Below are 19,799 nucleotides of genomic sequence, written 5' to 3' on the forward strand. Positions count from 1 at the left end.
CGGCGCGAGGTCCACCTCACCGTGTCGAGGTGAGCGTGGAGCGCCACAGGGTGAGGTGGTCAGCGCTGTAGGTGGTGGAGCGGCCCAGAGCCACGACCTGGCCGCCCAGGACCGCCACCGCGCCGAGCCACTGGGCTCCGTCGCCGTCCAGCCTGCCCTGGCTGGGGGTGTGGAGCTGCCAGTTCAGCCCGTTCTCCGAGGTCCAGGCCGCACTGTCGCCCTCGCCTGGGACCCCGTGCCAGCCCACGGCCACCACGCCCTCCGGCGTCGCGGCGAGATCCTGCACGGCGGACGCGGTGTCCCCGGGGAGCCAGGAGAACTCCCAGGTCGTCCCGTTGTCCGCGGAAACCGCGCCGAAGGCCCGTCGGCCGTCCTCCGTCCTGGCCGTGCCGGCCGCGACGATGTCCCCGCCGTACAGCACCACGTGCCGCAGCCCCGCCGACGTCGCCCCCGGAGGCAGGACCGGCTTGCGCGCGCTCCAGTTGACCCCGTCGGCCGAAACCCAGACCACGCCGGTCTCGCGCTCGGCCGTACCGGCGCCGCCGACCGCCACGTATCCGGACGAGGTCGTCGAGACGTCGTACAGCCGCACGCCCGTACCGCCCGCGGGAAGCTTGGCCGCCCTGGAGTAGCGCTTGAGGTCGGCGGAGAACCACAGGACGGGCACGGTGGCGGCGGGGCCGCGGTCCTCACCCGCCATGACGTAACCGGAAGGGCCCGCCGCCACCGCGTGCGGGGCGAGGAAGTCGTGGTCGCCCGCCGGGGCGAGGGGACCCAGCACCGCGACCCTGCGCCAGTTCTCGCCGTCGGAGGAGGTGAGCAGCAGCGGTTCGGTGGAGGAGGCGTCGGTCATCGTGCTGCCCGCGGCCAGCCAGCCCCGTCTGCCGTGCGCGACGTCGGCGAGCGCCTGCCGCCTCGGGCCGCCGAGGAGCTGCGCCGGGCCGCCCGCCTTCCAGCTCTGGCCGCCGGGGCTGCTCCAGATCCCGGCGTCGCCTGAGACGGCACCCACCGCGACGAATCTGCCGTCGCCCGCGGCCACCCTGGCCGTCTCACGGGCGGCTCGGGCCAGGCCCTCGATCCCGCCCAGGGAGACCGGCCTCGGTTCTCCGCCCTTGGGCGCGGTGATGAGAACCACCCTGTTGTCCACATCGGCGGCGCGCTCGTCGCCGCCGACGACGAGCGCGCCGGTGTCGGACAGGGCGAGCGCCCGCAGCGAGCCCGGTACCTCGCCGAGGTCCGTGGTCTTGCTCCAGTCCCGGCCGTCGGAGCTGGTGTGGACCGTGTAGCGCTCGAAGCCGGACTCGACGACCGCGGCCACCCCCGCCGAGGAGGAGGCCAGCCGCCTGACGCCGGAACCGTCGGGCCCCAGGCCGGTGATGGCCCCGCAGGCCTTCCAGTCGGCGCCCTCGGGCGAGCAGTAGACGCGGACCTCGCCCTTGTCGCTGCGCTGCTGGGTGGGTACGAGGACGAACCCCCCGCCTGCCACGGCCAGCGCGCCCGGCTCGGGGATGACGTCGTTGAGCGCGGTGCCGGTCCGCTGCCAGCTCCCGCCTCCGTCGGCCGAGCGCAGGATGACCGAGGTGGACTGCCCCTGGGCCGGGTCCGCCAGCGCGACCACGGCGTTCCCCCTGGCGACGACCGCCTTGATGCCCCGCACCTTGTCCGGCATGCCGATCTCCCTGGTCGCCACCCGTTTCCAGGCGCGCCCGTCGGGAGAGACCCAGGCGACGGCCCCGGTGGTGCCGTCGTCCAGCACGGCCGCGCCGACCGCGACGAAGCCCGAGTCGGTCCTGGCCAGATCCATGATCTTGTCTCCGCGCACGAAGGCGTCCAGCTCGGCGGGGTCGACGGCGGTCCAGCTGTAGCCGTCGGAGCTGGTCCACAGGCCGTGCCCCGAGCCGAGGGGGTCGTTGCCCGCCGCCAGCCAGCGGCCGGCACCGCCCGTCACCCGGCCCACCGTGGTCGGCCCCGTCTCGTACCCCACCGGGCCGACCATCCTGCCCAGCTGCCAGGTCGTGCCGTCGTCGGGAGAGACCAGGAACAGCGGCCTGGGTACCGGGCTGGTGGTGTCGCTGCCGACCGCGACCATGACGGAGCCCACCGAGGCCACCGCGTTGAGGACCTGGTTGGAGCCGTTGCCGCCGACACCGGCCCGCGGCACGAAGTTCTCGTCACCCGACCCCACCTCGTCGCCGACCAGCCGGAGACCGGTGGCGAACGGGCTGCTCACCCAGCCCCACAGGGCCAGGCCACCGCCGACCGCGACGGTGAGGACCATGACCATCAGGAACGGGATCACCAGGCCCCTGCCACGCCTGCGCCTGGTCGGGCTGGACCGGCGTACCGCGGAGGGCGCGGCGGCCGAGCGGTGATGCCGCCCGCCGTTGGGGCCCCGCCTGCCGGGCGGGCCCTCCGCGACGAGCAGGTCGGGCCTGGCGGGCCTGCCGCCGGGCGGGCGCCCCACCCGGCGTACGGGCTCGAAATCGTCCTCGACGGGCGTGCCGGGTCCCTCAGACTCGGGCCCCGGCTCCGGTTCGGAGGTCGGCCCGGGTTCCGGAGTGGGTGCCGGTTCCGGCGTCGCCGGAATGCTCGATCCCATCCTGATCCGGTCTTCGGGCGCGGACGGCGGGGGCTGCGGAGGCGCTGTCCGCCCATCCCTGCCCCGCTCGCGGGCCGGCCCCGAGGCGACCAGGAGATCGGGCCGGTCCGCCCTTCTTCTGCCCCTGCGCTCGGGCGTCGGCCCCGAGGCGACCAGGAGGTCGGGGCGGTCCACCAGGTGTGGGCGCCCTCGCTCCGGTGTGGCGTGGCGGCCCTGACCCGTACCCCGTTCCTCCATGGGCTCCTCGGCGAGGTGATCGGTGGCGGGCTGGTCGGTGGCAGGTTCCGGCGGGGACGACTGCCCGGCGGGCTGAGGGGTGGGGGCGTAGGGCTGGGCGTACGGACGGCGCCGCTCGCCGCCGAGTCCTTCCGGGCGGGCCCGGGGCGGCTCACCGTCGTCCGGGGTCGGCGCCGCGAACGGCGGGAGCATCCACGGTGAGGCCATGGAGAGCCCGCGCGCGTCGTCGCCGGGGGGGCCTGGCGGAGAGTGCTGGATCGTCGGTGGGGACGCGTGTGGCTCCTGGGGCCTGCCCGCACGCATGGCATCGTCGTGAACGCCGTCGTCATCCGCCGGCCACTCTTGCGAGCGCGGGTCGTGGGGGCCCGAGGCCACGCTCAGCACCTCCTCGCAGGAAGCCCGTTTCAGCCCGGAGTCACCGCCCCGGACCGTTCCAGTCGTCTCCGTAACGGTAGGCCGCAACCCCTATGGATGCGGCAAATCGCACGCGACCCTACTCCTACCCCGTTCTCCGGAAACGATCACCTCCCGCGGCCGACCGACCGGACCTCGGCCGTACACAGTCAAGAGCAACACGTCTCGGCCGCGATGACGAGACCTCTCTAGTCAGATTTATCGACCATGCGCCCGAATTATCATGATTTGTCCATAAAAATTCTGAAACACATCAGCCCGTTGAGACCCGTGGAACCCCCGGCTCACCCCCGTCCGCCACCGCGGCCCACCACATGTCACCGGCCACATGTCACATGTCGGCAGGTGACCTCCGATGTCAGGCCGTGGGCGGGGTGAAGGCCGTGGTTCGCGCGAGAGCGGCGGCCCTACCCTTCGCCACCACCACCAGCGCCATCTTTCTGGACGCCTCGTCGATCATCTCGTCGCCGAGCATGACCGCGCCGCGCCTCTCGACCGTCGTGTAGTACTCGTACGCGTCGAGGATCAACTCCGCGTGGTCGTAGTCCTCCTGCGACGGCGAGAACACCTCGTTCGCGGCCTCGATCTGGGTCGGGTGGAGCACCCACTTCCCGTCGAGCCCCAGCGCCGCGGCCCGGCCCGCCACCCGGCGGAAGCCGTCCAGATCCTTGATCGCCAGGTAGGGGCCGTCGATGGCCTGCAGGCCGTGCGTCCGGGCGGCCATCAGGATGCGCATCAGGATGTAGTGGTAGGCGTCGCCCTCGGTGTAGCCGGGCGGCTGCTCACCGACCACCAGGGTCCGCATGTTGATCGAGGCCATGAAGTCGGCCGGGCCGAAGACGAGCGTCTCCAGGCGCCGGGACGCACCGCCGATGGCGTCCACGTTCACCAGGCCCTTGGCGCTCTCGATCTGAGCCTCGATGCCGATCCTGCCGACGGTGAGGCCGTTCGCCTTCTCGATCTGGGTGAGCAGCGTGTCGAGCCACATCACCTGGGCCGCGTCCTCCACCTTGGGCAGCATCAGGCAGTCGACGAACTCCCCCGCGCCCTCCACGACCTCGATGACGTCGCGGTAGGTCCACTGGGTGCCGAGGTCGTTGACCCTGACGACTCTCGTCCTGCCCGACCAGTCGCCCTCGCGCAACGCCGCCACGATGTTCTTGCGCGCCCCCTCCTTGGCGAGGGGCGCGACGGAGTCCTCCAGATCGAGGAAGACCTCGTCGGCCGGTAGTCCCTGGGCCTTCTCCAGGAATCGGGGGTTGCTGCCGGGCACCGCGAGACATGAACGCCGAGAACGCATGGGCACACGCTAGCGCCCGCGGGAAAGCAGACCGGCGGCCGGGCGGCGCTATGGCATCCGCACAAAGACCTTCCACCGTTCTTGGCGGCGATCTCGTGGGGCTTTTGCCGGAGACCTCAGAAGAATGTGCGTCAAGAACCTGCAAAGGAGACACGCACCATGGCAAACGCCTCCGCTGTGACCAGGCCCGCCGTACTGTCCGACCTCATCCCGGGCTCCCGTACCCGCGACGTCGCGCTCGTGGTCGGCGGCGCCGCCCTGACGGGCCTGGCCGCGCAGCTCAGCTTCCCGCTGCCCGGCTCGCCCGTCCCGGTCACCGGCCAGACCTTCGCGGTCGTGCTGGTCGGCGCGGCCCTCGGCATGAACCGCGCGGCGCTGAGCATGGCGCTCTACATGCTGGCCGGTCTCGCGGGCATGCCGTGGTTCGCCGGCGGCACCTCCGGCTTCGGCGGCGCTTCCTTCGGGTACGTCGTCGGCTTCATCGCCGCCGCGGCCGTGGTCGGCAAGCTCGCCGAGCGCGGCGGCGACCGCACCGTCCCGCGCACCGTCGGCACGATGATCCTCGGCAACCTGGTCATCTACGCCTTCGGCCTGCCGGTCCTCATCGCCGTCGCCCGGCTGGACCTGGCCGCCGGCATCGCGGTGGGCGTGCTGCCCTTCCTGCTCGGCGACGCCCTCAAGATCGCCGTCGCGGCCGGGCTGCTCCCGGCCGCCTGGAAGCTCTCCCGGCGCTGACCGTACGGCGCGTACGGCCTATACCGCCCCATTGGGAGGAACAGGCCGTACATTCGTCTTATGGGTGTGATCGAGGAGGGCGCCAAGAAGTCGAGCGTCCTGTGGTTGTCGCTGGACCGGCCCCGGCTGGCCTGGCACACCTGGTACGACGGCGCGATCTACTTGGTCACCGGCGGGGGCGAGCAGCCGCTGCCGGGGCTGGCCGAGGCCGGTGAGGTCCGGGTGACGCTGCGCAGCAAGGACAACGGCGGGCGCCTGGTGGCCTTCGACGCCAACGTGGAGGTGATGGACCAGACGGAGGCCGCCGACGCGGTGGCCGCGCTCGCCAAGGAGCGGCTCAACGCCCCCGACGGCGCGGGGCTGGTGGCGCGCTGGGCCGCCGGTTCCCAGGTGATCCGGCTCATCCCACGGGAGCCGGCTTCCTGACCTCCGGCACCGGCACGGGCGGCACGACAGTGGCCCGCTGGGCCAGGTAGGCGCCGATCAGGACGATCACGCCACCCGCGATCTGGAAGGGTCCGAGCGCCTCGCCCAGCAGAATCCAGGCGACCACCGCCCCGGCGATGACCTCAAGCGAGGCGACGGTGGAGCCGATGGCGGCCGACAGGCGGCGTACCGCCAGCACGCCGAGGATGTAGGCGATGACCGTGGCGATCACGATCAGGCAGACCAGCGCCGCGGCCACCGGCAGCGAATAGCCGCCCACGGGTGTGGCCGTCCCGCCGAGCGCCTCCCAGGGGATGTTCCAGGGCTGGGAGATCGGGACGAGCGCCACCGCGGCGCCGAGCAGCCCCCAGGCGACCAGCCCGAGCGGATCGATCTCGTCGCCGAAGCTGTCGTTGAGCAGGAAGTATCCGGTGCAGCACGCCGCCGCGGCGAAGGCGAGGAGCAGTCCCACCGGGTCGAGGGCGAGACCCGACCAGACCTCCACCACGATGCCGAGGCCGAGCACGGCGACGGCGGCCCCGGCGAAGGCCGCCCGCGGCAGCCGTACCCGCCGGACGAACCGTACCCAGAGCACCACCAGCACCGGCGAGGTGTACTCGATCAGCAGGGTGACGCCGACCGGCAGCCGGGTGATCGCCGCGAAGAAGAGCGCCTGCACGCCGGCGACCGCGATCACCGCGTACACCGCGAAGAACGGCAGCCGCGAGCGCGGGATGCGCAGGGCCGAGGGCCGGGCCACCGCGAGGACGCCGACGAGCAGCAGCCCGGCGCCCGCCATGCGCACCCAGACCGCCTCCAGCGGGGCCAGCCCGGCCGCGCCCACGTATTTGGCCATGGGGCCCGAGAAGGCGAAACAGAGGGACGACGCGAGTGCGATCAGCAGTCCTGCACGTCTCATGAAACACCATTCCCGTAATTACCGTTATGCACGTTTGATGCTGTCATGTTGGGATACTGGCCAGCAAATCGAGTCCGGCATGTGAGCCGGGGAGCGTGGCAGCGGCCGGTAGGCCCGAGACGCGGCCTACGCTTCAAATGTGAGGATCTTCATCGCGCGTCTCGCCGGTACCCCGGTCTTCGACCCTGCCGGGGACCAGATCGGCCGGGTCCGTGATGTGGTGGTGGCCATCGCCGGCAGCACGCCGCCGCACGTGCACGGGCTGGTCGTCGAGGTGCAGCCCCGGCGCCGGGTCTTCCTGCCGATCACCCGGATCCGGTCCGCCCAGGCGGGTTCCGTGGTCTTCAGCGGCCGGCTCAACATGCGCAGGTTCGAGCAGCGGGCGACCGAGACCCTGGCCGTCGCCGAGCTGCTCGACCTCGGTGTGGAGGTCGACGGCGAGCGGATGACGGTCCTGGACCTGGCCATGGAGCAGACCAGGCGTGCCGAGTGGCTGGTCACCAAGGTGGCGGTGGTACCGAGCACATCCGGCATGGGACTGCGGCGGCGCGGCGCGACCAGAATCGTCGACTGGGCCGAGGTCCACGGCTTCGGCGCCGTCCAGAAGGACCAGGGCGCCGCCAACCTGCTGGTCGCCTTCGAGTCGATGCGCGCCGCCGACCTGGCGGGGGCACTGCACGAGTTGCCGGACAAGCGGCGGGTCGAGGTGGCGGCGGCCCTTGACGACGTACGGCTCGCCGACGTGCTGGAGGAGCTCCCCGAACGGGACCAGATCAGCATCATGAGCAGGCTCTCCCCCGAGCGGGCCGCGGACGTCCTGGAGGAGATGGATCCCGACGACGCGGCCGACCTGTTGCAGGACCTCCCCGCCGAGCAGGCCGAGGCGCTGATGGCGCTGATGGAGCCCGAGGAGGCCGCGCCGATCAGACGGTTGCTGATCTACCCGGAGAACACCGCGGGCGGGATGATGACGAGCGAGCCGGTGGTCCTGCCGCCGAACGCGACGGTCGCCGAGGCGCTGGCCAACATCCGCCAGCGTGAGCTCACTCCCGCGGTGGCCGCGCAGGTCTACGTGGCCAGGCCACCCATCGAGACGCCCACCGGCCGCTTCCTCGGCCTGGCCCACTTCCAGCGGCTGCTGCGCGAGCCGCCGTCGACACTGCTCGGCAGCATCCTGGACACCTCCCTCGACCCGATCAGGCCGGAGTTCACCCTGAACCAGGTGACCTTCTACCTGGCCAACTACAACCTGGTGGCGGTTCCCGTGGTGAACGAGGCCGGGCGCCTGGTCGGGGCCGTCACGGTGGACGACGTGCTCGACCACCTGCTGCCCGAGGACTGGCGCGAGCAGGAGGACCGGCATGGCTGACCGCCTCGACCAGCCAAGACAGCCCGGCCTGCGGCTCCGTCCGCACTACGACCCCGAGGCGTTCGGGCGGCTCTCCGAGCAGATCGCCCGCTTCCTCGGCACCGCGAGGTTCCTGGTCTACATGACGGTCTTCGTCACCGTCTGGGGCCTGTGGAACGCCTTCGGCCCCCCGTCCCTGCGGTTCGACCCCTACCCGTTCATCTTCCTGACACTGATCCTGTCCCTGCAGGCCTCGTACGCGGCGCCGCTGATCCTGCTCGCCCAGAACCGGCAGGCCGACCGTGACCGGGTCCAGAACGAGCACGACCGCAGGGCCGCGGAACGGAACCAGGCCGATCTGGAGTACCTCACCCGGGAGATCGCCGCCCTGCGCATGGCGGTCGGCGAGGTGGCCACCCGCGACTACATCCGCTCCGAACTGCAGCGCCTCCAGGAGGATCTCCAGGAGCCGCGAACGCCCACGGAGGCGTGAAAGGCGGGTCGCGCGCCGGGTGTCCCGGCGCGCGACCCGCGCGAACCTCCGCGGTCTAGAAGAACTGGTTCTCCGGCACCGGCAGGTCCAGTCGCGCCGGCCCCTGCCACCTGGACGTGTCCTTCGGCACGTCGGCGCCACCGAGGGTGCTGATCGCCAGCGGGATCACGACCTTGCTCCCCGCCAGGTCGACGGTGACGTTCGCGCCGGTGGCCCGCTCGGCGCTGTAGGTCGAGTCGGTGCCGGCGATCACGAGGGCCAGCCTGTGCCCCTTCTTGAAGACGTACTCCTGCGGCAGCGTCTCCCAGCTGACCTTGCCGTACGTGCCCGGGGGCAGTGGCGAGGGCTCGCTGAGCGAGTCGCGGTTCTGCACGTCGATCCAGCCACGGGCGACGATCTCCAGTGGCCGGGTGGCCCGGTTGGTGACGACCTGCCGGTAACAGGCGTCATCGGAGTCCGTACTCTCGCCGTGGCAACTCTCCTCGGCGACCGTGGTGATGCCCTGGCCCCGCCGCCAGTCGATCCGGGTGTCCTCACCGAAGTCGACGAGGAGCGCGGTCAGGTTCGAGGTGGGCCTGTCGAGCGCGACACGCAGGTCCACCACGGGCGTGCCGGACAGCCGCAGATCCAGCGGCAACTCGCCGGTGGTGAAGGCCACCCGCCCCGGCTTGACGGTGCCGACGTCGGCCACCATCGCGTCCTCGGACTGGCGGATGTCGGTGAACGTAGCGGTCTGCCCCTTCCTGGCCGGTGCCAGACCGAACGAACCGTCGGCCGCGGGGCGGAAGGGAACCTTCAGGGAGAGCGGAGCGGGCCAGTCACGCTGGGTGATCCAACGGTCGAGGCTGGTCTGCACGTCGGCGCGAGGCTCCCGCATGACGCCGTTCTGCACGCCGAGCAGCCAGTAGTCGAACCAGCGGTGCAGCGTGTCGACCCAGAGGTCACGACGGCCCTCGAAGTCGAAGGGGTCGACGTGCTGGTACTGCCCGACCCAGATCTTGCGCGGCACGTTCCGGCCGGCCAGCGCCTGCCACCACTTGGAGAAGTTGTCGGGCCTGACGTTGAGGTCGTTGACCGTGTGCACGGCGAAGACGCTGGCGTGCACCTTGGAGACGTCGGCCATCGAGCCCGCGATGTAGTCGCGCTCGGCCCAGAAGCCGTTGTAGTCGCCGGTGTCGTCGCCGTCCTCGGCGTCCAGCCGCGCCCACACCGCGGCGCACTTGGCCTCGGGGTCGGTGTCGACGTAGTTCCCCAGCCACGACATGTAGTCGTAGTTGTAGATCACCCCGTTGGAGCGCTGGTATTTGTACCAGGAGCTGATCGCCGAGATCGGCACGATGGTCTCCAGCCCCCGCACGCCGGTCGCCGCCACGGCGTTGGCCAGCGTGCCGTCGTACGACTTGCCGATCATCGCGGCCTTGCCGGTGGTCCAGTCCGCGACCGCGGGCGTGCCGTCGGGGTGGTAGGCGGTGGCGCGGCCGTTCAGCCAGTCGATCACGGCCTTGCCGCCCAGCACGTCGGCCTTCCCGCCGACGTCGGGACAGCCGTCGGACCTGGTGGTGCCGATCATGTCGACGTTGAGGACGGCGTAACCGCGCGGTACGAAGTAGTTGTCGTAGAAGAGCGGGAATCTCACTACGTTCCCGGCGGCGTCATAGACCTTTCGCTCGGCCTCGTTACCCCGGCCGGAGTTGTCGTAGTACGGACTCTCATCGATGATCACCGGCACCTTGAGCCCGGGGCCCGACTCCTTCGGCCTGATGATGTCGACACGGACCCGATCCGGCCTCCCGTCGGAGTCGCTGTCGACACTCGACTCGACGTAGACGTGCTCGCGGACGGCGTCGGCGTAGGAGAAGACCGGTTGGGTCCGTCCCTGCTCGACGGTGAGGGATGGCTGGGTGGCCGCGTGGGCTGGGGTGACGCCCGTCGCGAGAACCGCGAGGACGACAAGGGCTGCCCGTAACTTCGGCAAGCGGAGCCTCCAGAACAACTAGGGAAACATCCGCAATATGAATCTTTGTCCGTATAGTCCGCAAGATCCTTTATGTGTTCGACATCACCCTGGGGCTGGTATGTGACATAGCGCTCTCCAGCCCCGTCCGGCCACCGGTCAGGACGGCCCGGCGCAGGCGCGGGCAGGCGGGAGCAGGGGGTGCGGCCGGGTGCGACGGCTACCCGCCGCGGGGCCTCAGCAGGGTTCGGTGCCGGAGGCGGGCAGGAGCTTGTTCAGCATGACCGCGCACTGGCGCAGCTCGTCGGCGTCGAGCATGTCCAGGAACTGGGCGCGGACGCCGCGCAGATAGGTGGGGCCGGCCTCGGCCAGCCGCGCGGCGCCCGCGTCGGTGAGCACCGCGAACAGGCCGCGCGCGTCACTGGTGCACGCCTCGCGCTCGACCAGGCCGTCCCGCTGGAGGCGGTCGATGAGCCGGGTCAGGCCGCTGCGCGAGAGCAGCACCCGGTCTGCCAGGTCGTTCATCCTCAGCCGCCGCTCGGGCGCCTCGAAGAGCTGCAGGAGGACCTCGTAGGAGGCCAGGGGCAGATCGTGCTCGACCAGCAGGTCGGCTTCCAGCACTTGGGCGATGCGGACCTGTGCTCGCTGAAGCATGCGCCAGAGCGTCAGCTCCTCCGAGCTGAAGCTCTCCATGGACTCGCCCGCCGTGAGGGTCACCCAGTAACCTTAGAACGTTGCACGCGCATCTACACAGCGAATTGTCCGAATCCGGCGACCAGAGCCGGAGCCGGAATTCCTGTCGACGTCCCGGGGTTCATACCATTGGACTCACGACGCCGACCGTTCCCTGACGGGATCGGGCCTCTCGCCAAGCCATACGAGCGCCGCGACGGGCAACTCCTGCCCTTGAGACGCCTCATCGATAACAGACAAGGAGGGACGGCATCCTCCGTCGCCCCTGGGCGACGCCGCGCTGCCGACACTTCGATGGCACCTACCACGGAACTGGTGATGGCCGCTCTCGCGACCGTCAACGACCCTGAGATCCGTCGGCCGATCACCGAGCTGGAAATGGTCAAGAGCGTCGACATCTCCCCCGATGGGGCGGTACGTGTCGCGATCTTCCTCACGGTGTCCGGCTGTCCCATGAAGGACACCATCACCCGAGACGTCACCGCCGCGGTCTCCAAGGTCGACGGAGTCACCGGCGTCTCCGTCGAGATGGACGTCATGAGCCCCGAGCAGCGCAAGACGCTGCAGACCAAGCTGCGCGGCAACAGGGGCCCCGAGAAGGAGATCCCCTTCGCCCAGCCCGGCTCGCTGACCCGTGTCTTCGCCGTCGCCTCCGGCAAGGGCGGTGTCGGCAAGTCGTCGGTCACCGTCAACCTGGCCGCCGCGATGGCCGCGAGCGGTCTCAAGGTCGGCGTCGTCGACGCCGACATCTACGGCCACAGCATCCCTCGCATGCTGGGCACCTCCGAGCGCCCCACCAAGGTCGAGGACATGATCATGCCGCCGGTGGCGCATGACATCAAGGTCATCTCGGTCGGCATGTTCAAGCCTGAGGGCAACACCCCCGTCGTGTGGCGCGGTCCCATGCTCGACCGGGCCCTGCACCAGTTCCTCGCCGACGTCTACTGGGGCGACCTGGACGTGCTGCTGATGGACCTGCCCCCGGGCACCGGTGACATCGCGATCTCCGTGGCGCAGCGGATGCCCTCCGCGGAGCTCCTGGTGGTGACCACCCCGCAGCAGGCCGCCGCCGAGGTCGCCGAGCGGGCGGGATCGATCGCCGTCCAGACCCACCAGCAGATCGCCGGCGTCATCGAGAACATGTCCTGGCTGCCCTGCCCGCACTGCGACGAGCGGGTCTCGGTCTTCGGCGAGGGCGGTGGCCAGACCGTGGCCGACGCGCTCACCCGCACCCTCGGCGCCCGCGTGCCGCTCCTCGGCCAGGTGCCGATCGACATGCGCCTACGCGAGGGCAGCGACGAGGGCAAGCCGCTCGTGCTGACCGACCCGGACGCCCCGGCCGCGGCCGAGCTGATCCGCATCGCCGGTTCCCTCAGCAAGAAGTCGACCAGCCTCAAGGGTCTCCAGCTCGGCATCTCGCCCACCCGGCGCGGCTGACGGCACCCGCTCCGACACGACGACGGCGGCGCCCCCACCTGTGGGGGCGCCGCCGTCGGCCGTCCGGGAGGAACTCAGGTCGCCTCGGAGTCGTACGGAGGGATCTCGCCGTAGCCCAGCTCGCCGCCCGCCGGATAGGAGTGGGCGGGTTCGGCGGTGGCGGTGGCCGAGGTGGAGTTCCAGTCGTCCTCAAGATCGGCGGTGAGGTGCTTACGGACGAAGTTCTTCGGGTTCAGGTCGGACGGGTCGAAGTCGGCGAACTCCGGCCCCAGCCCGGTCCGCAGGTCGTCTCTCGCGTTGTTGGCCATCCTGCGCAGGTTGCGCAGCGTCTTGCCCGCCTGGGCAGCGGCCTGGGGCAGTTTCTCCGGGCCGAACACGAGGAGGGCGATGACCACCAGCGCCACGATCTCAGGCCAGCCGAGTCCGAACACGGTGATCTCCTACCGAGAGGATGCCATGGGCACCTCTCCGGCTACACACCGGAGAGGTTCCAGACTAATACCGCCGAGCCTGAGCATGCGCCCCTGCCAGGCGGCTCAGGACGGCTCGGGTGAGGGCTGGTCCGGCGCGGTGCCGACGGTCACGGTCGCGGTGTTCTCCTGACCGCCGCGCTGGTACTTGACCGAGAGTTTCTCACCGGGAGCCCTGTTGCGGACCAGCGCGATCAGCTCGTTGCCGTCCTGCAGCACGATGCCGTCGACCTCCAGGATGACGTCACCCGGCTTGAGGCCCGCCTGGGCGGCGGGGCCGTTCGGCTCGACCGGCTGGCTACCCTGCTTGGCCTCGGTCGCGATACGCACCCCGACGCCCTGGTAGGTCGGGTCGATGGCGACACCGATCCGCGACTTCTTGGCCTTGCCGGTGGTGATCAGCTCCTGGGCGACGCGGCGGGCGTGGTTCACCGGGATGGCGAAACCGAGGCCGATGCTGCCGCTCTGGCCGCCGACCGACCTGCCGAGAGTGGCGATCGCCGAGTTGACGCCGATCACCTCGCCGTTGCCGTTGACCAGCGGTCCCCCGGAGTTGCCCGGGTTGATGGCCGCGTCGGTCTGGACCGCGCTGAGCCAGGTGGTCTCGGAGGCGTTCTCCTCACCCGCCTGAACGGGACGGTTCAGCGAGCTGACGATGCCGGAGGTGACGGTGCCGGTCAGGCCCAGCGGGGAGCCGATGGCGATGACCGGGTCGCCCACGACCACGTTGTCGGAGTTGCCAAGGGTGATCTCCGGAGCGCCGAAGGTCTCCGCGGGCTTGACCACGGCCAGGTCGGACTCGGGGTCGCGGCCGACGACGACGGCGGAGGTGGACTTGCGGTTGTTGAACTGGATCTGGATCTGACCGCTCGGATCGGCGCTGGCGACCACGTGGTTGTTGGTCACCACGTAACCACCCTTGATCAGGAAGCCGGAACCGGTGTTGGAACTCGTCCCGCCCTCGACCGCCAGCGAGACCACGCTGGGCAGCACCTTCGAGGCCACGCCCGCCACCGAATCCGGGGGCCGGGCGTTGGAACCGGTCGGCGCGTTCCCCAGGCTGTAGGAGGGGTCACGTCCCGAGCCGGTCGGCTTGGTGAGGAGATAGGTGCCGACGCTGCCGAGCAGCGAGGCGAGCAACGCGATCACCACGGCGAGGACGACCAGCGTGGCCGTGCGCGGCCCGCGGACCGCCGCGGGCGCCGGGCCGCCGAAGCTCCGCGGCAGCCCGGGGCTGCCGGGAGGCGGCGCCCAGCCCGGACCCATGCCGAACGCCTGAGTGGGTGGCGGGGGCGGAGCCTGGTGGGCGGCGAAGACCGCCGTGTCGTACCTGGGCCGGCCGGAGGGGTCGCCCCAGCTCTCCGCGTAGCCCTGTCCCTGGGCGCCCTCGCCCGTCGGCGCCTCCCCGTCGTCGTGACGGAGCAGCTCGGGTTGCCCCCACCGGGCACGGCCTGGCGGGGCGCCCAACTGGCTCCAGCCGTCGTCGTTCCGCTGCTCGGCCTGGGGTGGCGCACCCTCTCCGGCGGGCAGGAACTCGGGACGCGAGAACTCGGGGCCGGAGGAGTCCGCCTGGCCGGACTCCGGAGCGCCGTGACCACCGTCGGTGAAGTCCGACGGCGTACGCCCCGCAGCATCGTGCGCCCCGTGGCCGGTACGGGCCTCGTCGGTCATCGAATACTCACTACTCCTTGCCTCGCAGATGCCCACTCACCGGGTCAACCCGGCCATCTTCCCCCGAACGGCATACGAGATGTGTAAAACACACGTCATCCGAAGGGATTGACCCACGAGAGCAGGCGACTCGCACCTCGGCCGAGCCTCGTCCAGAGATCCGGAACATGCTCGTGCGGTAGGGCCGCGACAGCCGTGTCGACCATGTCGGCCGGCGCGTCCGCGAAGACTGTATAGACATGCCCCCCACTCGCCCAGATCATCTCCTGCCCAACCGGGCCTCGAATCCAGATCGTATGCCCGCTGCGCCATTCCGCATGCCAACCCTGGAGATGATCCTCGTCAAGCACTCCGGGTTGCACAAAAACCGACACAACCGACAACCCATCTGAATACCCCAAATATAAGTATCCAGCGGGGGCGCTTCGCGCGGCGAACAACTCCAGGCGGCCCGGCAGGGCGCGGGGGATGCGCCAGCCCGCGGCCAGCAGGCGGGGCATCTCCACAAGGTCGAGGCCCCCGGTGGCCGACGGCGGCACCGTGGGCACCACCCCCTTGATCACCGGGTCGAGGGCCAGATCGACGAAGGCTCCGACGTTGACGACCCGACCCCTCGCGTCCATGAGTTCGCGGCGCAGCACCGGCCCGGCGGCCTTGTCGATCCAGTAGCGGGCGGCGACCGTGCCGTCCCCGCGCAGCACGTTCACGAGGCGGGCGGGGCGCCCGCAGGCGTGCCCCTCCCCAGCGGCCACGACCCGGTAGTTCCGGGCCAGCACCTCAAGCATCGTTTCCGACGGGCTGGACATGCCCCCGGCGGGGGTGCCTGGATCGGCGCTCTGTACGGAGCCCGAGGGCTCGGTACGCACCGTCATCCCCTTTCCGGGGACGTTGTGCACCTCCAGCACCGCGGAGGTGGAGCCGGAGGCACCCCAGACCATGACGTACTGGGTGCCTGAGTATTCACGGGCCCGGCCCGCGACCGCCGCCTCACGGAGCAGGTGCAGACCGGTGTCCTCGTTCTCCGCCTCGTCCGGCGGTATGGCGTGCGAGGTCCTGACCGCGTGTGCCGTACCGCCCGTCACCAGCCCCAGCAACATGACAGCCACCAGGATGATCGTGGCGGGCAGCCGGATCACGGAGTGGGTGAGAAGGTGGGCGTCGCCGATCCGCCGTAGGGTGCCGTGTTCCTGTGCTGGTTGGCGAACATGTCGACCGGCGGTACGACACGCGGGTTGGAGTCGGCCCCGCCTACCACGAACAGTGTGCCGATCGCCACGGCCGCCGAGGCGACACCCACCGCGACGTAACCCGCTCTCCGGGGGCGGCGCGGTCCTTGGACCCGGCTCCTGGGACGGTTGTCGGGGGGAGCGACGCTGTACATGCTCGGAATGGGTGCTCCGCCAAAGGTGCGCGAGGCCGGAAAGGGGCGCTCACGCGGGGGCAACGGGCCGCCGGGCTCCGCCATCCGCAGCAGGGACATCGTCAGGTCGGTCGGCATCGCGGGCCCGTCGAGGGACCGCAACCGGCTCTTCAGCGCTCGCACGGCGTCGACCTCGGCCCGGCAGTCGGCACAGAAGGCCAGATGCGACAGGGCCCGGTCGCGCTCGTGGTGGTTCAGTTCACCGTCTACCAGCGCGGAAACACGCTCTCCTAGATGACTCATGCGCACTCCTTGCCAAGTGGCTCGTCGTGACATTCGTCATGACTGTGATTTCTCATGCGAATTCCTCCCCGTGGGTAACGCTCGGGGGGAGTAGATCGTTCCTCGGCGCGCGATGCTCAAGCGCCTCGCGCAACTGCGCCCGCCCGCGGTGGATCCGGCTCCGAACCGTGCCGAGCTTCACACCCAGCGTCGCCGCGATCTCCTCGTAGGACAGCCCCTCGATGTCACACAGAACGACGGCCGCGCGGAACTCGGGCGCGAGCGCGTCGAGTGCCGCCTGGATGTCGGGCTCCAGATGGGTGTCGTCGTACACCTGTGCGGGAGAAGGCTCGCGCCCGCGCAGCCGCTCGGCGGCGTCGTCGGCGAGCCCCTCGAACCTGATGCGCTGCTTGCGCCGCGCCATGTCGAGAAACAGGTTGGTGGTGATGCGGTGGAGCCAGCCCTCGAAGGTGCCTGGCGTGTAGTTCGACAACGACCTGAAGACCCGGACGAAGACCTCCTGTGTGAGATCTTCCGCATCGTGCACGTTGCCGGTCAGCCGATAGGCCAGCCGGTACACTCGCGCCGAGTGCGCCCGGACCACCTCCTCCCAGGTAGGAGGCGTCCAATCAGACACTGGAGCTTCTGCCTGGTGGTCAGGCTCGTCCACCAGCACTCCTCTCTCCGGGACCACCGCTATCGCCATAGTGCCTGGTTTCGTCCCTTCGTGCGCACTGACTACCTTCAGGACCGGCAAAGGCCGCTTAAACCGTGCAACGCACCGGGGACGACATGAGTTCCCGATCGGGCCTGCCTCCCTTAGGCTGCGACCCAGCGCCTATATGACTGTGTACGGAGAAAGCGGGAGGAGAGGCCGATGGCAGAGACGCCGACAAGTCCGTTGGAGGCCACTCTGGCCTATGCCGATGAGTTCCACAGGGAGGACGACATCCTGCTGGCCGCGCGCATGCGCGGCACCGAGGTGGGAGCGCCCCCGATCCTGCCCGGCGGCGGCGCCGCTCTCTGCTTCCTCGCCACCGCCATCAACGCCCGTGCCGTCGTGGAGATCGGCACCGGCTGCGGGGTGTCAGGTCTGTGGCTGCTCCGCGGCATGCGCCAGGACGGCACGCTCACCAGCGTGGACGTGGAACCGGAGCACCAGCGACTGGCCAGGCAGAGCTTCGCCCAGGCCGGATTCTCCGGGGGGCGGACCCGCCTGATCACCGGCCGCGCCCTCGACGTGCTCCCCCGGCTGTCCGACGGCGGCTACGACCTGGTCTTCTGCGACGGCGCCATGCACGAGTACGCCGACTACCTGGCCGAGTCCGTCCGACTGCTCCGGGTCGGCGGCATCGTCGTCTTCGACAACGCCCTCTGGGGCAACCGGGTGGCCGACCCCGCGCAGCGGGACCCCGACACGGTCTCCATCAGGGAACTCGGCAAGCTCGTCCGCTCCGACGAACGGCTCCGCCCGCTGATGATGCCTCTCGGAGACGGCATCCTGGCGGCCGTCAAGCTCTCCGACTGACGGCGGCCACCCGACCGGGGGCGGGACGACGACACCGTCCCGCCCGCCGTGTGATCACCGCTCCTGGAGTCCCGCCAGCCATTCGAGCAGCAGGCGCACGCCGTATCCGGTGGCTCCCTTGCTGAAGAGCCCCTCGTCCGCGCCGCTACGGCCGACGCCGGCGATGTCCAGGTGTGCCCAGGGCCGCCCGCCGGTGAACTCGCGCAGGAACAGCGCCGCGGTGACGGAACCCGCGCCGTAGGTCGATCCGGCCTCGATGTTGGTCAGGTCGGCCACCGACGAGTCGAGCGCGGGAAGGTAGTCCTCGATCAGCGGCATCCGCCAGAGCCGCTCCCCACTGGCCTCCCCCGCCTCGACCAGCGCGCCGGCCAGCGCGTCCTCGGAGGCGAAGACCGCGCCGAGACTCTTGCTCAGGGCCACGCTGATCGCCCCGGTCAGCGTGGCGATGTCGACCATGACGTCCGGGTCGAGCTCCGCGTCGGCGTAGGCCAGCGCGTCGGCCAGCACCAGGCGGCCCTCGGCGTCGGTGTTGAGCACCTCCACGGTCCGGCCGCCGTACTGTGTGATCACGTCCGAGGGGCGCTGGGCCGAACCGGAGAAGGAGTTCTCGGCGGCCGCGATCAGGCCGGTGACCCGGATCGGCACGCCGAGCGAGGCCAGCGCGCCCAGGACTGCGATGACCACCGCTCCGCCGGCCATGTCGGTCTTCATGAACACCATGCCGGCGGTCGGCTTGAGCGACAGTCCGCCGGTGTCGTACGTGATGCCCTTGCCGACCAGGACCACGTGGCGCGTCGCACCCTCGGGCCGGTAGGAGAGCTGGATCAGCCGGGGCGGGTTCACCGACCCCTTCCCGACGGCGAGGAGGCCGCCGAACCCGCCGGAGCGCAGTTCCCGCTCGTCCCACACCCGCACGGCGACGCCCTGCTCGGCGGCGCGCTCGGCGAGCCAGGCCGGTGACTTCACCGAGGACGGGGTGTTGGCCAGGTCCCTGGCGAGCGCGACGGCCCCGGCGATCACCTCCGCGTCGGAGATCTCCGCCTCGACCCCGTCTCCGACGAATTCGAGCGTCGTCACCGGGGACTTCGCCTCGCCGACCCTGAAGGTGTACGTGGCCAGCAGCGCGCCCTCCACGAAGGCCGCCACCGGCCCGCCGGGCAGCACGATCCTGATGGCGTCCTTGCCCTTACCACGCCGCGCCACCGCCGCGCCGGCCTTGCGCAGGGCCGTCGCCGACCCGTCTCCGACTCCGTAGAGGAGCACCCGGCTCACGGCGTCGCCGTTCGCGACGGGAACCTCGACGATCTCACCCGCCTCGCCCTTGGCCTGGTAGTGGGCGAGCAACGCCGCCACGGGCACCGGCAGCTCGATCTCGGGTGCGAGATCCTCGGCGAAGGGAACGGCGAGCAACTCGGCGGCGCCGAAGGACTCGGCCTCGGCGTCCTCCCCGGCGAACGGCCCCTGGGCATAGGGCACGCGGGGCAGGAGCAGACAGGGGGAGATGGGCATGGATGACTCCAGTCGTCAGGCCCGGCAGGAGAGAGACGCCGGGGGAACACCGCGGCCCTGGCGCGAGCCGCCGCAAGGCGGTCCGACGGCCAGGGCCGTGTTCATCGTCGGTCGCGCGGGCCATCGCAGGTGTCATGCTCCCCGAGCAAGCTCAAATAGGGCCCGGCTCCGCCACTTTGTCTTAGATCGGTATCAACCGACGATTTTCTTGAGTTCCTCACCAAGAGCGCTTGCCTCGTCCGCGGAGAGCTCAACGACGAGACGGCCGCCACCCTCCAGAGGAACCCGCATGACGATCCCCCTGCCTTCCTTGACGACCTCCAGCGGACCATCACCGGTCCTCGGCTTCATAGCCGCCATGCGTGTATCCCTTCCTGCTTCGGGCTCCGGATCTCCGACTGACCCGAGGGTGGCCGACGCATTC

The 19,799-nt window shown here is 70.6% G+C and carries 18 protein-coding genes; 6 read left to right on the top strand and 12 right to left on the bottom strand.

Annotation, left to right across the window (positions count from 1 at the left end):
• Positions 1–16: 16 nt before the first annotated feature.
• The gene (locus IG98_RS0112840) at positions 17–3,211 is read right to left on the bottom strand and encodes a beta propeller repeat protein (RefSeq protein WP_157594303.1); all 3,195 of its coding nucleotides are present in this window, start codon (positions 3,209–3,211) and stop codon (positions 17–19) included.
• A gap of 397 nt (positions 3,212–3,608) precedes the next feature.
• Entirely contained in the window at positions 3,609–4,550 is a 942-nt protein-coding gene (locus tag IG98_RS0112845; RefSeq protein ID WP_030910588.1) for an HpcH/HpaI aldolase/citrate lyase family protein, read from the bottom strand.
• A gap of 159 nt (positions 4,551–4,709) precedes the next feature.
• On the opposite strand from IG98_RS0112845, the gene IG98_RS0112850 reads away from it, so the two are divergent.
• Entirely contained in the window at positions 4,710–5,285 is a 576-nt protein-coding gene (locus tag IG98_RS0112850; protein WP_030910590.1) for a biotin transporter BioY, read from the top strand.
• Positions 5,286–5,345: 60 nt separating this feature from the next.
• The gene (locus tag IG98_RS0112855) at positions 5,346–5,711 is read left to right on the top strand and encodes a hypothetical protein (RefSeq protein WP_030910592.1); all 366 of its coding nucleotides are present in this window, start codon (positions 5,346–5,348) and stop codon (positions 5,709–5,711) included.
• Here the strand turns inward: IG98_RS0112855 and IG98_RS0112860 are convergent.
• Positions 5,686–6,630: an EamA family transporter gene (locus tag IG98_RS0112860; RefSeq protein WP_030910593.1), complete on the bottom strand. Its 945-nt coding sequence runs from the start codon at positions 6,628–6,630 to the stop codon at positions 5,686–5,688. The genes IG98_RS0112855 and IG98_RS0112860 overlap by 26 nt on opposite strands.
• Before the next feature lie 139 nt (positions 6,631–6,769).
• Here IG98_RS0112860 and IG98_RS0112865 point away from each other — a divergent pair, with 139 nt between their 5' ends.
• Positions 6,770–7,999, top strand: coding sequence for a magnesium transporter MgtE N-terminal domain-containing protein (locus IG98_RS0112865; RefSeq protein ID WP_245651529.1), 1,230 nt, complete (start codon positions 6,770–6,772; stop codon positions 7,997–7,999).
• Positions 7,992–8,471: a DUF1003 domain-containing protein gene (locus IG98_RS0112870; RefSeq protein ID WP_030910595.1), complete on the top strand. Its 480-nt coding sequence runs from the start codon at positions 7,992–7,994 to the stop codon at positions 8,469–8,471. Before IG98_RS0112865 ends, IG98_RS0112870 begins: the two co-directional genes overlap by 8 nt.
• A 55-nt stretch (positions 8,472–8,526) precedes the next feature.
• On the opposite strand, the gene IG98_RS0112875 is transcribed toward IG98_RS0112870, so the two are convergent.
• Positions 8,527–10,446, bottom strand: a complete 1,920-nt coding sequence (locus IG98_RS0112875) for a Xaa-Pro dipeptidyl-peptidase (RefSeq protein ID WP_030910596.1) — start codon at positions 10,444–10,446, stop codon at positions 8,527–8,529.
• Between the two features lie 216 nt (positions 10,447–10,662).
• Entirely contained in the window at positions 10,663–11,142 is a 480-nt protein-coding gene (locus tag IG98_RS0112880; protein ID WP_245651530.1) for a MarR family winged helix-turn-helix transcriptional regulator, read from the bottom strand.
• A gap of 270 nt (positions 11,143–11,412) precedes the next feature.
• On the opposite strand from IG98_RS0112880, the gene IG98_RS0112885 reads away from it, so the two are divergent.
• Positions 11,413–12,555, top strand: coding sequence for an Mrp/NBP35 family ATP-binding protein (locus tag IG98_RS0112885; RefSeq protein WP_030910598.1), 1,143 nt, complete (start codon positions 11,413–11,415; stop codon positions 12,553–12,555).
• A 74-nt stretch (positions 12,556–12,629) separates the two neighbouring features.
• Here the strand turns inward: IG98_RS0112885 and IG98_RS0112890 are convergent, their stop codons facing one another.
• The 5 genes from IG98_RS0112890 to sigE all read right to left on the bottom strand — a co-directional run bounded on the left by IG98_RS0112890 (position 12,630) and on the right by sigE (position 17,044).
• Complete coding sequence (locus tag IG98_RS0112890; protein ID WP_030910600.1) at positions 12,630–12,986, bottom strand: sec-independent translocase; 357 nt, start codon at positions 12,984–12,986, stop codon at positions 12,630–12,632.
• Between the two features lie 105 nt (positions 12,987–13,091).
• Positions 13,092–14,696, bottom strand: a complete 1,605-nt coding sequence (locus tag IG98_RS0112895) for a S1C family serine protease (protein ID WP_051752032.1) — start codon at positions 14,694–14,696, stop codon at positions 13,092–13,094.
• A 95-nt stretch (positions 14,697–14,791) separates the two neighbouring features.
• Complete coding sequence (locus tag IG98_RS0112900) at positions 14,792–15,793, bottom strand: sigma-E factor regulatory protein RseB domain-containing protein (protein WP_245651548.1); 1,002 nt, start codon at positions 15,791–15,793, stop codon at positions 14,792–14,794.
• Between the two features lie 35 nt (positions 15,794–15,828).
• On the bottom strand, positions 15,829–16,359 hold the full coding sequence (locus IG98_RS0112905; RefSeq protein WP_030910605.1) for an anti-sigma factor family protein: 531 nt from the start codon (positions 16,357–16,359) through the stop codon (positions 15,829–15,831).
• Positions 16,360–16,411: 52 nt separating this feature from the next.
• Entirely contained in the window at positions 16,412–17,044 is a 633-nt protein-coding gene (gene sigE, locus IG98_RS0112910) for an RNA polymerase sigma factor SigE (protein ID WP_030910609.1), read from the bottom strand.
• A 171-nt stretch (positions 17,045–17,215) separates the two neighbouring features.
• On the opposite strand from sigE, the gene IG98_RS0112915 reads away from it, so the two are divergent.
• Positions 17,216–17,866 (top strand): O-methyltransferase, encoded by a 651-nt coding sequence (locus IG98_RS0112915; protein ID WP_030910614.1) that lies wholly within the window; start codon positions 17,216–17,218, stop codon positions 17,864–17,866.
• Positions 17,867–17,920: 54 nt separating this feature from the next.
• Here the strand turns inward: IG98_RS0112915 and IG98_RS0112920 are convergent, their stop codons facing one another.
• Positions 17,921–19,375 carry a leucyl aminopeptidase family protein gene (locus tag IG98_RS0112920; protein ID WP_037970142.1) on the bottom strand — a complete coding sequence of 485 codons (1,455 nt, stop codon included), beginning with the start codon at positions 19,373–19,375 and terminating at the stop codon, positions 17,921–17,923.
• A gap of 192 nt (positions 19,376–19,567) precedes the next feature.
• Positions 19,568–19,735, bottom strand: a complete 168-nt coding sequence (locus IG98_RS48605) for a DUF3117 domain-containing protein (RefSeq protein ID WP_084195322.1) — start codon at positions 19,733–19,735, stop codon at positions 19,568–19,570.
• Positions 19,736–19,799 lie beyond the last annotated feature (64 nt).

It is taken from the genome of Streptosporangium amethystogenes (assembly GCF_000721075.1).
Lineage (GTDB): Bacteria > Actinomycetota > Actinomycetes > Streptosporangiales > Streptosporangiaceae > Streptosporangium > Streptosporangium amethystogenes.

What these genes read in the sequence shown, in the direction of transcription:
- sigE (WP_030910609.1), bottom strand. Translation starts at nt 17,044, where the DNA reads ATGGCGATAGCGGTGGTCCCGGAGAGAGGAGTGCTGGTGGACGAGCCT.
- IG98_RS0112870 (WP_030910595.1), top strand. Translation starts at nt 7,992, where the DNA reads ATGGCTGACCGCCTCGACCAGCCAAGACAGCCCGGCCTGCGGCTCCGT.
- IG98_RS0112860 (WP_030910593.1), bottom strand. Translation starts at nt 6,630, where the DNA reads ATGAGACGTGCAGGACTGCTGATCGCACTCGCGTCGTCCCTCTGTTTC.
- IG98_RS0112915 (WP_030910614.1), top strand. Translation starts at nt 17,216, where the DNA reads ATGGCAGAGACGCCGACAAGTCCGTTGGAGGCCACTCTGGCCTATGCC.
- IG98_RS0112850 (WP_030910590.1), top strand. Translation starts at nt 4,710, where the DNA reads ATGGCAAACGCCTCCGCTGTGACCAGGCCCGCCGTACTGTCCGACCTC.
- IG98_RS0112885 (WP_030910598.1), top strand. Translation starts at nt 11,413, where the DNA reads ATGGCACCTACCACGGAACTGGTGATGGCCGCTCTCGCGACCGTCAAC.
- IG98_RS0112895 (WP_051752032.1), bottom strand. Translation starts at nt 14,696, where the DNA reads ATGACCGACGAGGCCCGTACCGGCCACGGGGCGCACGATGCTGCGGGG.
- IG98_RS48605 (WP_084195322.1), bottom strand. Translation starts at nt 19,735, where the DNA reads ATGGCGGCTATGAAGCCGAGGACCGGTGATGGTCCGCTGGAGGTCGTC.
- IG98_RS0112855 (WP_030910592.1), top strand. Translation starts at nt 5,346, where the DNA reads ATGGGTGTGATCGAGGAGGGCGCCAAGAAGTCGAGCGTCCTGTGGTTG.
- IG98_RS0112920 (WP_037970142.1), bottom strand. Translation starts at nt 19,375, where the DNA reads ATGCCCATCTCCCCCTGTCTGCTCCTGCCCCGCGTGCCCTATGCCCAG.
- IG98_RS0112900 (WP_245651548.1), bottom strand. Translation starts at nt 15,793, where the DNA reads ATGTTGCTGGGGCTGGTGACGGGCGGTACGGCACACGCGGTCAGGACC.
- IG98_RS0112905 (WP_030910605.1), bottom strand. Translation starts at nt 16,359, where the DNA reads ATGAGTCATCTAGGAGAGCGTGTTTCCGCGCTGGTAGACGGTGAACTG.
- IG98_RS0112845 (WP_030910588.1), bottom strand. Translation starts at nt 4,550, where the DNA reads ATGCGTTCTCGGCGTTCATGTCTCGCGGTGCCCGGCAGCAACCCCCGA.